Source organism: Xanthomonas sp. WHRI 8393, from assembly GCF_040203315.1.
In the GTDB taxonomy this organism is placed as follows: Bacteria; Pseudomonadota; Gammaproteobacteria; order Xanthomonadales; family Xanthomonadaceae; genus Xanthomonas; species Xanthomonas arboricola.
Genome location: NZ_JBEGGL010000011.1, coordinates 12,565 through 26,522, shown reverse-complemented (window position 1 = coordinate 26,522; position 13,958 = coordinate 12,565). Strand labels below are relative to the sequence as shown.

At 66.2% G+C, this 13,958-nt stretch carries 10 protein-coding genes; 8 read left to right on the top strand and 2 right to left on the bottom strand.

The window, feature by feature from the left end; translation table 11 throughout:
* Positions 1-10 precede the first annotated feature (10 nt).
* The 8 genes from gudD to ABQ137_RS20395 all read left to right on the top strand — a co-directional run bounded on the left by gudD (position 11) and on the right by ABQ137_RS20395 (position 10,362).
* Complete coding sequence (gene gudD / locus ABQ137_RS20430; RefSeq protein WP_081008578.1) at positions 11-1,366, top strand: glucarate dehydratase; 1,356 nt, start codon at positions 11-13, stop codon at positions 1,364-1,366.
* A gap of 76 nt (positions 1,367-1,442) precedes the next feature.
* The gene (locus ABQ137_RS20425; protein WP_102251398.1) at positions 1,443-2,714 is read left to right on the top strand and encodes an OprD family porin; all 1,272 of its coding nucleotides are present in this window, start codon (positions 1,443-1,445) and stop codon (positions 2,712-2,714) included.
* 35 nt (positions 2,715-2,749) lie between these two features.
* Complete coding sequence (gene garD, locus ABQ137_RS20420; RefSeq protein ID WP_126966766.1) at positions 2,750-4,291, top strand: galactarate dehydratase; 1,542 nt, start codon at positions 2,750-2,752, stop codon at positions 4,289-4,291.
* Positions 4,292-4,905: 614 nt separating this feature from the next.
* A complete protein-coding gene (locus ABQ137_RS20415; RefSeq protein WP_024938123.1) occupies positions 4,906-5,286 on the top strand; it encodes a RidA family protein in 381 nt (126 codons plus the stop codon).
* A 29-nt stretch (positions 5,287-5,315) separates the two neighbouring features.
* Entirely contained in the window at positions 5,316-7,463 is a 2,148-nt protein-coding gene (gene recG, locus ABQ137_RS20410; RefSeq protein WP_349783462.1) for an ATP-dependent DNA helicase RecG, read from the top strand.
* A 128-nt stretch (positions 7,464-7,591) separates the two neighbouring features.
* Positions 7,592-8,530 carry a nucleoside hydrolase gene (locus tag ABQ137_RS20405; protein WP_349783461.1) on the top strand — a complete coding sequence of 313 codons (939 nt, stop codon included), beginning with the start codon at positions 7,592-7,594 and terminating at the stop codon, positions 8,528-8,530.
* A 71-nt stretch (positions 8,531-8,601) separates the two neighbouring features.
* Positions 8,602-8,844 (top strand): type B 50S ribosomal protein L31, encoded by a 243-nt coding sequence (locus ABQ137_RS20400; protein WP_024938126.1) that lies wholly within the window; start codon positions 8,602-8,604, stop codon positions 8,842-8,844.
* A 228-nt stretch (positions 8,845-9,072) separates the two neighbouring features.
* On the top strand, positions 9,073-10,362 hold the full coding sequence (locus ABQ137_RS20395; RefSeq protein WP_024938127.1) for a citrate synthase: 1,290 nt from the start codon (positions 9,073-9,075) through the stop codon (positions 10,360-10,362).
* Positions 10,363-10,464: 102 nt separating this feature from the next.
* Here the strand turns inward: ABQ137_RS20395 and ABQ137_RS20390 are convergent, their stop codons facing one another.
* Both ABQ137_RS20390 and ABQ137_RS20385 read right to left on the bottom strand, forming a co-directional pair.
* Complete coding sequence (locus ABQ137_RS20390; protein ID WP_039519223.1) at positions 10,465-11,115, bottom strand: hypothetical protein; 651 nt, start codon at positions 11,113-11,115, stop codon at positions 10,465-10,467.
* A 221-nt stretch (positions 11,116-11,336) separates the two neighbouring features.
* Positions 11,337-13,763 (bottom strand): penicillin-binding protein 1A, encoded by a 2,427-nt coding sequence (locus ABQ137_RS20385; RefSeq protein WP_166770368.1) that lies wholly within the window; start codon positions 13,761-13,763, stop codon positions 11,337-11,339.
* Positions 13,764-13,958: the final 195 nt, after the last annotated feature.

Genomic DNA, 13,958 nt, shown 5'->3' with positions numbered 1-13,958 from the left:
GAGACTTTCGATGACTATCCACACCGCACCTGCAAGCATCGGCGCCACGCCGCGCATCACCGACATCCGCGTGGTGCCCGTCGCCGGGCAGGACAGCATGCTGCTCAACCTCAGTGGCGCACACGCGCCGTACTTCACCCGCAATGTGCTGGTGCTGCGCGATTCGTCCGGACGCACCGGCGTGGGCGAAGTGCCTGGCGGCGCGGCCATCGCCGGCTTGCTGCAGGAAGCAGCGCCGCTCATTCGCGACCGCTCCATCGCCGAGTATCAGCGCATCCTCAATCAGGTGCGCACCGCCTTTGCCGACCGCGACAGCGCCGGCCGTGGCCTGCAGACCTTCGATCTGCGTATCACCATCCATGCGGTGACGGCCATCGAGTCGGCGTTGCTGGATCTGCTCGGGCAATTCCTCGACCAGCCTGTCGCTGCCTTGCTCGGTGAAGGCCAGCAACGCAGCGCCGTGGATGTGCTGGGCTATCTGTTTTTCATCGGCGACCGGCGGAAGACTGCGTTCGACTATCGCGACGGCAGCGGTGCCCGCGATGACTGGGAGGCTGTGCGGGACCAGGAGGCCTTGACGCCGGCATCGGTGGTGCGCCTGGCCGAAGCGGCCTACGAGAAATACGGCTTCCGCGATTTCAAGCTCAAGGGCGGCGTGCTGCGCGGCGAAGACGAAATCGACGCCATTGTCGCGTTGCACGCGCGGTTTCCGCAGGCGCGCATCACCCTCGACCCCAATGGCGCGTGGTCGCTGGATCAGGCCATCGCCCTGTGCCGCGGCATGCACGGCGTGATGGCCTATGCCGAAGATCCGTGCGGTGCGCAGGATGGGTATTCCGGGCGCGAGATCATGGCCGAATTCCGTCGCGCTACCGGCTTGCCGACCGCCACCAACATGATCGCCACCGACTGGCGGCAGATGGGCCACGCCATCCAGTTGCAGTCGGTGGATATCCCGCTGGCCGACCCGCATTTCTGGACGTTGCAGGGCTCGGTACGAGTGGCGCAACTGTGCCGCGACTGGGGCCTGACCTGGGGCTCGCATTCCAACAACCATTTCGATATTTCACTGGCGATGTTCACCCATGTCGCAGCCGCGGCGCCTGGGCGGGTGACCGCGATCGATACGCACTGGATCTGGCAGGACGGCCAACGCCTGACCCACGACCCATTGCAGATCGTCGGTGGCCAGATCCAGGTGCCGGCAAAGCCGGGCCTGGGTGTGGAGCTGGACATGGACGCGCTGGAGGCCGCGCATCGCACCTATCAAAGCCTGAGCCTGGGCGCGCGCGACGATGCCGCCGCCATGCAGGCGCTGATCCCCAATTGGACCTTCGACAACAAGCGGCCCTGCCTAGTGCGCTGAAGCGCCCTCATGCCTGCTGCCGGAGCGCCGGCCGCAGCGCATGGCCGCCAGTTCACCGCAGGTGGAGAACCGAGTGATGAAAAGCATGATGGCAATCAGCGGCGCAGCGCTGCTGGCGGTCGGCGCGGCCGGGCGTGCGCGTGCGCAACAACCCGATGAGGGGTTCTGGAATGGCGCGACGGCCGAAGTCACCGCACTCAACTTCTATTACAACCGCGATTTCCGCAGCGGCGAAGGGCAGGGCAAGCGTGCCGAGTGGGCGCAGGGGTTTGTGGTTGATGCCCGTAGCGGCTATACCCGCGGGCCGGTCGGCGCGGGCCTGGATCTGCTGGGTATCGGCGATTTCAAGCTCGATGGCGTGCGCGCCGAAGGCGGCACCGGCCTGCTGCCCAGCAACGACGACGGTACTGCGCAACATGCGCTGATGCGGGTGGCACCCACGCTCAAGCTGCGCGCCTCGCAAACCGAAGTGAAGTGGGGCAGCTTCATTCCCAACGAGCCGCTGGTGCGCGCCAGCATCACCCGCATCATGCCGGAAACATTCCAGGGCGTGACGCTGGAATCCAAGGACGTGCCAAAGCTCGATCTGCTGCTCGCGCGCTTCACCAGCGCCTGGTATCGCGATGGCGACTCGCGCGTTCCCATCACCTTGACCAACAAGAATCGCCGTTTTCTGGGCACGCCGGATTCGGATGCGTTGAATCTGCTCTCGGCAACCTACAGCGTCGTGCCCGGCACGCAACTGCGCTATCAGGGCGCGGTGATGGAAGACATCTATCGGCAGCAGCTCTATAACCTGATCCAGACGCACACCTTCGGCAAGGACCAGCTGCGTGTGGATCTGCGGTATTTCCGTACCGATGACATCGGCCAGTCGCTGGCCGGGCCGATCGACAACCGCATGTTCAGCAGCATGCTGTCCTGGCGCACGGGCGGGCACGAATTCGGCGCCGGCTATCAACGCCTGTCCGGCCCCAGCGCCATGCCCTGGCCGGGCGGCACCGACGGCAATGTCTTCAACTGGACCTTCATCAACGACTTTCTCGAACGCGGCGAGCGCAGCTGGCAGCTGCGTTACAGCATCGATGGCAAGAGCATCGGCATCCCCGGTCTCAGCGTCATGGCGCGCTACATCAATGGCGACCATGCGCAGCCGGCCACCTATGCCGGCCAAGGCCGCGAGTGGGCCCGCGATGTCTTGACCACCTATCAATTCCAGAGCGAGCGCTTCAAGCACTTGAGCGTCATCTGGTTCAACGGCACCTTCCGCTCCAATTACCAGCGCAATGTCGATGAAAACCGCTTGATCCTGCAGTACCGCCGTCAGTTCGACAGCCCCGACCGGTAATGCACTCCACCCCACGCCTGCAAGGTAGCCCCACGATGTCCGCAACCCAGCAACCCACCCGTTGGCTTAGCATCCGCGCCCACGCGCGCGACAACGTCGCCATCGTCGTCAACGATGACGGCGCACCGGCCGGCGCCACCTTTCCGGATGGGCTCACCGCCGTCGAACACATTCCGCAGGGCCACAAGATGGCGCTACGCGACCTGGCCGCCGGCGCGCCGGTGATCCGCCTGGGCGCGGTGATCGGCACCGCCAATGCCGACATTGCACGCGGGGCCTGGGTGAGCGAGCAATTGCTGGCGATGCCCGAAGCGCCCGATCTGGCCGCGCTGGATCTGTCGCTGCAGCCGGCACCCGCACCCGCGCCCTTGGATGGCTACACCTTCCAGGGGTATCGCAACCGGGATGGCAGTGTCGGCACGCGCAACATCCTGGGCATCATGACCAGCGTGCAGTGCGTGGTGGGCGTGCTCGGCCACGCGGTGGAGCGCATCCGCACCGAGCTGCTGCCCAAGTATCCCAATGTCGACGATGTAGTGGCGATCAATCACGTCTATGGTTGCGGCGTGGCAATCACCGCGCCGGAGGCCATCATCCCCATCCGCACGCTGCGCAATATCGCGCGCAGCCCCAACTTCGGCGGGCAGGCGCTGATCGTGGGCCTGGGCTGCGAGAAACTCGCGCCCGAGCGCCTGCTGCCGGACGATGCCAGCGCCGACGACAGCGGCGTCTACCGTCTGCAGGAAGCCAGCCTGGGCTTTGCCGACATGGTCGGTTCGATCATGGCCATGGCCGAAGAACGCCTGCGCCATCTGGACCTGCGTCGGCGCGAAACCGTGCCGGCCAGCGAACTGGTGGTAGGCATGCAATGCGGCGGCAGCGATGCGTTTTCCGGCGTGACCGCCAACCCGGGCCTGGGCGTGGCGGCGGACCTGCTGGTACGCGCCGGTGCCACGGTGATGTTTTCGGAAAACACCGAAGTGCGCGATGGCATCCATCTGCTGGTGCCGCGCGCGGCCAATGCCGATGTCGCCAGGGCGCTGGTACGCGAAATGGCCTGGTACGACGCCTACCTGGCGCGCGGCCAGGCCGACCGCAGCGCCAACACCACCCCGGGCAACAAGAAGGGCGGGCTGGCCAACATCGTGGAGAAGGCGATGGGCTCGATCGCCAAGTCCGGCTCCTCGGCGATCAACGGCGTGGTGCCGCCCGGCGAGCGGGTCAAGGGGCGCGGGCTGCAGTATTGCGCCACCCCGGCCAGCGATTTCGTCTGCGGCACCTTGCAGGTTGCGGCGGGCATGAACCTGCACGTATTCACCACCGGGCGCGGAACGCCCTACGGCCTGGGCATGGTGCCGGTGATCAAGGTGGCTACCCGCAGCGAATTGGCGCAGCGCTGGTCCGACCTGATGGACATCGATGCCGGCGGCGTGGCGACCGGCGCCAAGACGCTGGAGCAATTGGGCTGGGAGTTGTTCCGGCGCTATCTGGACGTGGCCAGCGGCCAGCGCACCTGGACCGAGCAACACCGCCTGCACAACGATCTGGCCTTGTTCAATCCGGCGCCGATCACCTAGCCCTGCCGGTTTTCCGCAGTGGCGGGCCGCTAGGTGGCGCAGCGCAGACCGACTGTTGCGCCGCCGCGCAGGGGGCGATGTTCCCGAGTCGGTAGCAATGATGCGGCGTTGCACGTCTCTTGGTGTCGTGACCGCCCCCGTGCGTTGTGACGACCCCGCGCCACAGGTCGCACCCCCGGAGCATCGCGCGCCGCAGCGCTGCCGCACCACAGTGCAACGCATTTGGCGTGGCTTCGCCCGGGCCTTCACCCAAGCCCTGCTTCGCAGGACAGTGGCCAGCGTTTCCAGCGGAAGAGGGGCTAGCGTCCAGCAAAAGAGGCGCGCGCCGTTCCCTTCTCCCTTCGGAAGAAGGTGCCCCGTCGGGGCGGATGAGGGGACGTGCGCAGCCCCGTGCTCCGTCGCGCGGCCTCCAGCGGCGCACGCGCACAGCCTCACCACGCCATCGCGCGCGCGCAGGCAGACACCAGCCCATTGCAAGATGCTCAGCCCATCGGGCAACACGCCGCTACGCCGGCGGCCAACGCCTGCGCGCCGTCACCGCCCACGCCCCATTCGCCCGTCAATGGCAGGCGCCGATACAATGCGCGTTCGTTTTCAGTGTTGATGGAGTCGCCATGTCCCAGATCATCCATACCGACCAGGCGCCTGCCGCCATTGGCCCGTATTCGCAGGCCGTGCGTGCCGGCAACACGGTGTATTTCTCCGGGCAGATCCCGCTGGATCCGGCCACCGGCGAGATCGTGCCGGGCGATGTCGGCGTGCAGGCACGCCGCGCGTTCGACAACCTCAAGGCGGTGGCCGAAGCCGCCGGTGGCTCGCTCGACAAGATCGTGCGGCTGGGCCTGTACCTTACCGATCTCGGCCAGTTCGCCGCCGTCAATGCGGTGATGCAGGAGTATTTCCAGGCGCCGTTCCCGGCGCGTTCGACCATCGAGGTCTCCGGCCTGCCCAAGGGTGCCGGCTTCGAGGTCGACGCGGTGATGGTGCTCGACTGATCCAGCTCGTCTGACTTGAGCGCCCTGCCGTGCCGCGCGCAGCGACCGTCACCCCGCGCCTGGCCGTCGCAGGCCAGGCCTCGCTTGCCAGCCTGCCCGGCGTCGGCCCCAAGGTGGCCGAGAAGTTCGCTGCGCGCGGCATCTTGACGCTACAGGATCTGTGGCTGCATCTGCCGCTGCGCTACGAAGACCGCACCCGGCTGACCACGATCGCGCAGTTGCAGAGCGGCGTGCCGGCGCAGATCGAAGGGCGTGTGGATGCGGTGGAGCGTGGCTTCCGTTACCGGCCGGTGTTGCGGGTGGCGGTCTCGGACGAGTCGCACGGCAGCGTGGTGCTGCGCTTCTTCCATTTCCGCGCGGCGCAGGTCGCGCAGTTCGCACCGGGCACGCGACTGCGGGTGTTCGGCACGCCCAAGCCGGGACAGAACGGCTGGGAAATCGTGCACCCCAGTTACCGCGTGCTGGCACCGGGCGAGGATGCCGGGCTGGGCGACAGCCTGGATCCGGTCTATCCGGTGCTGGAAGGCGTGGGCCCGGCCACGTTGCGCAAACTCATCGGCCAGGCGCTGGAGCGCTTGCCGGCCGAGGCCGCGCTGGAATTGCTGCCGCCGCATTGGCTGCAGGATGAACAACTGCCCTCGCTGCGCAGCGCGCTGCTGACCATGCATCGCCCGCCGGTGAACACCGACCCGCAGCAGCTGCTCGCAGGCGGGCATCCGGCCCAGCAACGCCTAGCGATCGAAGAACTATTGGCGCATCAGCTCAGCCTGCGTCGCCAGCGCATCGCCTTGCAGCGCTTCCGCGCACCGCTGCTGCCTGGCAACGGCACCCTGGTGCGGCAACTGCGCGCGGCGTTGCCGTTCCAGCTTACCGGTGCGCAGCAGCGCGTGTTCGCGCAGATTGCCCGCGATCTGGCAAAACCGTCGCCGATGCTTAGGTTGGTGCAGGGCGATGTCGGCAGCGGCAAGACCGTGGTCGCCGCATTGGCGGCGATGCTGGCGGTGGAGCAGGGCAAGCAGGTCGCACTGGCAGCGCCGACCGAGCTGCTGGCCGAGCAGCACCTGACCAATCTGCGTGGCTGGCTGGAACCGCTGGGCGTGCGCATCGTCTGGCTGGCCGGCAAGGTCACCGGCAAGGCACGCGCTGCGGCAATGGCCGAGGTGGCCGCCGGCCAGGCGCAGGTGGTGGTCGGCACCCACGCCCTGATGCAGGACGCGGTGGTCTTCCACGATCTGGCGCTGGCCATCATCGACGAGCAGCACCGCTTCGGCGTGCATCAGCGCCTGGCCTTGCGCGACAAGGGCGCGGCCGCCGGCAGCGTGCCGCATCAGTTGGTGATGACCGCCACGCCGATCCCGCGCACCCTGGCGATGTCCACCTATGCGGATCTGGATGTCTCGGCCATCGACGAGCTGCCGCCCGGGCGCACGCCGGTGCAGACCATCGTGCTCAGTGCCGAGCGCCGGCCGGACCTGGTCGAGCGCATCCGTGCCGCCTGCGCCGAAGGGCGTCAGGCGTACTGGGTCTGCACCTTGATCGAAGAAAGCGAAGAGCCCGGCAAGGGCGCGCCCCCCGGTGGCCCGCCGAGGATCGAGGCCCAGGCGGCGGAGGCCACCTTCGAAGCGCTGTCCGCGCAATTGCCCGGCGTGCGCGTGGCGCTGGTGCACGGGCGCATGAAAGCGGCGGAAAAACAGAAGGCGATGCTGGATTTCAAGCAGGGCCTTACCGATCTGCTGGTCGCCACCACGGTGATCGAGGTCGGCGTGGACGTGCCCAACGCCTCGCTGATGATCATCGAGAATGCCGAGCGCCTGGGTCTGGCGCAGTTGCACCAGTTGCGCGGCCGGGTCGGCCGCGGCGCGGCCGCGTCCAGCTGCGTGCTGCTGTATCAGGCCCCATTGTCGATGATGGCGCGGCAACGCCTGGAAACCATGCGCCAGACCAACGACGGCTTCGTGATCGCAGAAAAGGATCTGGAGCTGCGTGGTCCCGGCGAATTGCTGGGCACGCGGCAGACCGGCCTGGCCAGTTTCCGCATCGCCGATCTCACCCGCGATGCCGGGCTGCTGCCGCGCGTGCAGGTGCTCGCCGAACGGCTGCTGGCCGAAGCGCCGGACATTGCCGACCGCGTGGTCGCGCGCTGGATCGGCAGCGCGGTGCGTTATGCCGCTGCTTGAGTGGCGGGGATTCGGGATTGGGGATTGGGGATTGGCCAGGGCTGGCTGCTGCGGCCTGTAGGTTCGCGTGACCGGCCGATCCTTGCGAAGATGCGGCAACGAATCCCGAATGACCAATCTCCGATCCCATGACCAAAAAGATACCGCTGCTGATCGACACCGACCCGGGCGTGGACGACGCGCTGGCCTTGCTGATGGCCTTCAACGACACCCGGCATGAGGTCGTTGGGCTGACCATCGCCGCCGGCAACGTGGGCCTGGAGCACACCGTGCGCAACGCCTTGAAGGTCTGCGAGATTGCCGGACGCGACGATGTGCCGGTCTATGCGGGCTGCCCGCAGCCGCTGCTGCATCCCTCGGTGGACGCGGCGCATGTGCATGGCATCGACGGCTTCGGCGATGTCGGCCTGGCGCCGGCCAAACGCGCTGCCGAGACCGAGCACGCCGCGCTGGCCATCCTGCGCCTGTCGCACGAGTACGCCGGCGAGCTGCTGCTGGTCGCGCTCGGCCCGCTGACCAATCTGGCCCTGGCCCTGACGCTGGATCCGACCCTGCCGCAGCGCGTGGCGCGGCTGGTGGTGATGGGCGGGGCGCTGACCGGGCACGGCAACATCACCGCCGCGGCCGAATTCAATATCGGCTTCGACCCGGAAGCGGCACATCTCGTATTCCGCGGTTTTCCGCACTTCGACGTGGCCGACTGGGAAGCCACCATCGCGCACGGGCTGCTGCATCGCGATGTCGAGCAATGGCTGGCGGCAGACTCCGCGCAGGCACGGTTCTACGAAGAGATTTCGCGCAAGACCCGGCTGTGGTCCGAAGACAGCCGTGGCGAGCACTGGTACGCCGCCGACGCGCTAGCGATGGCGTTCGCGCTGCATCCGGAGGGCGCGCAGCGGCTGGAGCAGCGGCCGGTGCATATCGAGTTAACCGGTACCCATACCCGCGGTATGACCCTGGTGGACTGGGAGCGCCGGGATGGCACCCCCGACAATGCCAACCTGCTGCTGGACTACGATCGCCAGCAATTCTTCGGCCTGGTCGCCGCGGCTCTGGCGGCGGGGTAAGGCGATCTTGCGCCGGGCGTCTGGAGGCCGCTATAATGCCCGGCTTATCCAGGCAGCCCGGCGCCAAGTCCATGAAAGATAACGTTCATCCCAGCTACAACGACGTCGTCTTCCACGACGTGACGTCCGATTTCAAGATTCTGACCCGTTCCACCATGAGCTCGAAAGAGACCGTGAAGTGGGAAGACGGCCAGGAATACCCGCTGATCAAGGTGGATATCTCCTCGGCCTCGCACCCGTTCTATACCGGCAAGCACAAGGTGATCGACACCGGCGGCCGGATCGACAAGTTCCAGAAGCGCTACGCGCGCTGAGCTTGCAGGACGGGCTGTACCGGCAGCGGCCGCGCATTGCGCGGCCGTTGTTTTTTGGGCGGCGGCAACTTCGTTTTCACGCCGTCGACGGGGCGTCTACGACTTCTGTCCAAGCGACGGCCAAAATGTTGCTGTGCGATAATGACGTGATCCGGGGCGATGCCCTGGACTTCCATCACGTGCCTGCCCATTTGGTGACAGGCGCCTTCCACTGAAGGAGCGTACACAGTGTCCGATCTTGATCAGGTCACGCTCAACGCCGGCGACAAGTCGGTCGTTCTGCCGGTTCTCAAGCCCACGCTTGGCAATGATTGCGTCGATATTTCAAAGCTGACCAAAGAAACCGGTCTGTTCACCTACGACTCGGGCTTTACCGCCACCGCCAGCTGCAAGTCGGCCATCACCTACATCGATGGCGACAACGGCGTGTTGCTGTATCGCGGCTACCCGATCGAACAGTTGGCCGAGAAGTCCAGCTTCCTTGAAGTCTCGTACCTGCTGATGAACGGCGAGCTGCCGACCGCGGACGAATTCAAGAAGTTCGACCACGAAGTCACGCATCACACGATGATGCACGAGTCGCTGAAGAACTTCCTCGGTGGCTTCCGGCATGACGCCCACCCCATGGCCATGCTGGCCGGTTCGGTCGCCTCGCTGTCGGCGTTCTACCACGACACCCTGGACCTCAATGATCCGGAGCAGCGCCGCCAGGCCGCCATCCGTCTGATCGCCAAGGTGCCGACCCTGGCTGCTGCCGCGTACCGCTATTCGATCGGCTGGCCGATCCGCTACCCGCGCAACAACCTCAACTACGTCGACCGCTTCCTGCACATGATGTTCGAAGTGCCGAGCGAGCCGCTGGAGATCAATCCGGTGGTGGCCAAGGCGCTGGATCTGCTGTTCATCCTGCATGCCGATCACGAGCAGAACGCCTCGACCTCGACCGTGCGTCTGGTCGGTTCGACCGGTGCCAACCCGTATGCCTCGGTCGCAGCGGGCATCACCGCGCTGTGGGGCCCGGCACACGGTGGCGCCAACGAAGCCGTGCTGAAGATGCTGGAAGAGATCGGCACCGCCGACAACGTCGAGTCCGCCGTGGCCAAGGCCAAGGACAAGAACTCCTCGTTCCGCCTGATGGGCTTCGGTCATCGCGTCTACAAGAACTTCGACCCGCGCGCCAAGATCATCCGCGAGATGACCCACAAGGTGCTGGGCGAACTGGGTGTCAACGATCCGCTGCTGGAAGTGGCGCTGAAGCTGGAAGAAGCCGCGCTGAAGGACGACTACTTCGTGCAGCGCAAGCTGTACCCGAACGTCGACTTCTACTCGGGCCTGATCTACAAGGCACTGAACATCCCGGTGGAAATGTTCACCGTGATGTTTGCCATCGCACGCACCGCCGGCTGGGTGTCGCATTGGCTGGAGCAGCAGGTCGACCCGGAAATGAAGATCGGCCGTCCGCGCCAGATCTACACCGGCTACGACAAGCGCGACTACACCGACGCCGGCCAGCGCTAAGCGCCTGCGGTTGTCTGCTTGAACGAACGCCCCGCATTGCGGGGCGTTTGCTTTTGCGGGTTGGCGTTGTGGTCAGTGGTCACGCGTCATGGCGCGCTGCGCTCAGCGCGTGCGCGGCAGGGCGTGGCCACCATCCTCTTCTGCCAACAACTGACGCAACTGGGCGGCCGAGGCGCGCTGCATCGGTTTTTCGTCCAGCTGCGACAGCGGTGCCTGGCGCAAGGCATCGTACGGCAGCACGGTCAGGTCGAAGCTCAGTTCCTCGGCACTGAACAGCCAGACCGGGAACTCGGCCGTGCGCTCGCGGTCCAGACGCAGCCGGCGCGTACGCGATTCGGCCGGAATGCGGTGTTCTTCCAGAAAGCGCTGCACGGCGTCGGCATCGTCGCTGTGCAACTGCAACTGCACCGGCGCATTGGCGTCGGCTGTGCCATCGAGCACCGGGCCGGCCAGGCGCGGCTGGAACGGGCTGAGAAACTCCAGCGCGCGCAATGCGGCTTCGCGGCGTTGGCGCAGCCGCAGCCCGTGCGCAGGCCCGGCGAACAGGCGCTGGTGCTCGCGCAACGCATCTTCGATCTCGCGGTTGCGCGGCAGCGATGCGTCGTCGTGGATGCCCAGCCGGCTGGCCGCCTTGAGCTTGGCCTGATGAAAATCACGGATGCCACCCTCGGCCATCAGCCGGGCCGCTTCGTGCGCCAGGCGATGGCGACGTTCTCGGGTTCGCGTATCGGCGTGTTCGCGCGCGTGATGCATGACCGGGCTCCCCTAATGAACCTGGTTCGACTCTACAACAGCGGCATGAAGAGGTGGCGAATGCCCCGTGTTTCCCTGCAAGGGCAATCACGCGATGGCGATTGCCCGGTCCCTTCTACTGCAGCCGGAGACAGTCGATTCCGCGGACCCGATCGGGGAATCGGGCGGACGAAGCCGTTCCGATTCCCCAATCCCGATTCCCGAATCTCGAATCCCCGCCCTCAAAAGATATCGAAGGCCTTCTCGTCCTGCTGTTCCTGCAGGCCGTAGTCGTAGTCCTGCAGGCGATCCAGGTCCTCGTTCTTCACCCATTCCACCGCCCCATTGATGGTGGCCTGGGTCATGCCGTCGGGCGGATCGTTGGCGGCGATCGGCTTGTCCTTCAGCGCCACGCGCATGTAGTCGATCCAGATCGGCAGTGCCGCCTTGCCGCCGTACTCGCGATAGCCAAGCGAACGGAAGTCGTCGCGACCCACCCACACCGTGGTGGCGTAGGGGCCGCCGAAGCCGGAGAACCAGGCGTCGCGGTGATCGTTGGTCGAGCCGGTCTTGCCGCCAACGTCCTCGCGCCCCAGCACCTTGGCCGCGGTGCCGGTGCCGCGCTGGACCACGTCGCGCATCATCGAGACCAACTGGTAGGCGGTACGCTCGTCGATGGCGCGCGGCGCGATCTTGGTTTCGGCAGTGGCTGCCGGGGCGGTCTCCGTCGGCGTGGCCGGGGTCGCCGGGGTCGGCTCGATCGACTTGGGCAGCGCGGGGGCGCCGAAGTTGAAGCCGTCCACCACCTGGCTCACCGGCGCGACATTGCCGCCCTGCAATGCGCAGGTACGGCAGGCCACCGCCGGCACTTCCTTGAAGACGACATTGCCGTCGCGGTCCTTGACCTCGTCCACGATCCAGGTCTCCACCCGCGAGCCGCCGTTGGCGAACACTGCATAGCCACGCGCGACCGACAACGGCGTCAGTGAGGCCGTGCCCAGCGACATCGACAGGTTGGGCGGCAGCTCGGCTTCCTGGAAGCCGAACTGGCTGATGTACTTGCGCGCAAAATCGACGCTGATCGCGTCCAGCAAGCGGACCGAGACCAGGTTGCGCGATTGCACCAGTGCCTCGCGCAAGCGCATCGGGCCGCGGAAGCCGCCGCCGTCGTTCTGCGGCGACCAGGTCTTGCCGCGGCGGTCGCGGAACACCACCGGCGCATCGAGCACGATCGAGGCCGGGTTGAAGCCTTTCTCGAACGCGGCCGCATACACGAACGGCTTGAAGCTGGAGCCCGGCTGGCGGCGCGCCTGGGTGGCGCGGTTGAACTTGTTGCCGGCGAAGCTGAAACCGCCGACCAGCGCGCGCAGGGCGCCGCTATTGGCATCCAGCGACACCAGCGCGGCCTGGCCGCGCGGCAACTGGTCGATGATCCACTCGCCATCCTTCTCGCCGGCGCGGATGCGGGTCAGGTCGCCGCGCGTCAGCAGCTTGGCCGGCGTCTTGTTGGTCCAGCGACTGGCGCTGGCCGGCAAGGTGAGCTCGGTCTTGTCGCTCTGCACGACGGTCACGCCGCCGTCGGCATTGGTGCGTGCCACGATCACCGCGCGCAGGCCGCCCTGGGTGAACACGCCCGACAGATGCTTGGCCAGTGCCGTGGCATCCGCATCGGCGGCGACATCGAAATGCTGCTCCACCCCATGCCAGCCATGCCGGTGGTCGTACAGGCGCAGGCCTTCGGCAACCGCCGCATCGGCGCCGGTCTGTAGCGTGGCATCGATGGTGGTGGTGACGTGGTAACCCTTGTTGAGCACATCGCCGCCGTACTTGGCGATCATTTCCTGGCGCACCAGCTCGGCCACGTACGGGGCGTAAACCTCGACCGGCGGCTCGTGCGGCTTGGCGTGCATCGGCACCGCCTTGGCGGCGTCGGCTTCGGCCTGGCTGACAAAGCCCAGGTCGGCCATGCGTTGCAGCACGTAGTAATCGCGGCGCTCCTGCGCGCGTTCCGGATTGCTGATCGGGTTGCCGCTGGACGGGAACTTGGGGATGCCGGCCAGCGAGGCCATCTCGTCCAGGCTCAACTCGCTCATCTTCTTGCCGTAGTAGTACTCGGCGGCAGCACCGACGCCATAGGCGCGATTGCCGAAGAAGCTCTTGTTGAGATACAGCTCGAAGATCTCGTCCTTGCTCAGCTCACTCTCGATCTTGCGCGCCAGCAGGATCTCGGCGAGTTTGCGGGTGTAGCTGTATTCGGAACTGAGGAAGAACTGCCGTGCCACCTGCTGGGTGATGGTCGAACCACCCGGCACGCGCTTGGCATCGGTGCTGGCCAGCAGCCACACCGCACGGGCGATGCCCTTGTAGTCCACGCCGCCGTGTTCGTAGAAGCGCGCATCCTCCGTCGCCAGGAAGGCCTGCTTCAGGCGCAGCGGCACGTCCTTCATCTGGATGGGGTAGCGCCGGGTCTCGCCATAGACGGCCATCAGGCGGCCGTCGCTGGAATAGACGTACATCGGCTCCTGCAGCTCGACCTGCTTGAGCGACTGCACGTCCGGCAACTTGGAGGAAATGGCGTAATACAGGCCGCCGGCAGCAATAGCGCCAAGCAGGGCGAGCACCACGAACGCGGCCAGGATCCAGCCCAGCCAACGGCGAATACGGGGCATGTAAGAGAGATTCCGATTGCAGATTTCTTGGTCACAGAGTATAGATGACGCCGGGTTTGGCTGGGGCCGAACTCTGGGGATCGCAGGAAACAGCACTGGGGTCACGTCGCGGGGCCATTGCCATGCGCGTGAAGGGCTTGTCACCTGTTAAAATTTAATTATTAATACGAGGGCGCAGACAAGCGTCCAAGTGCC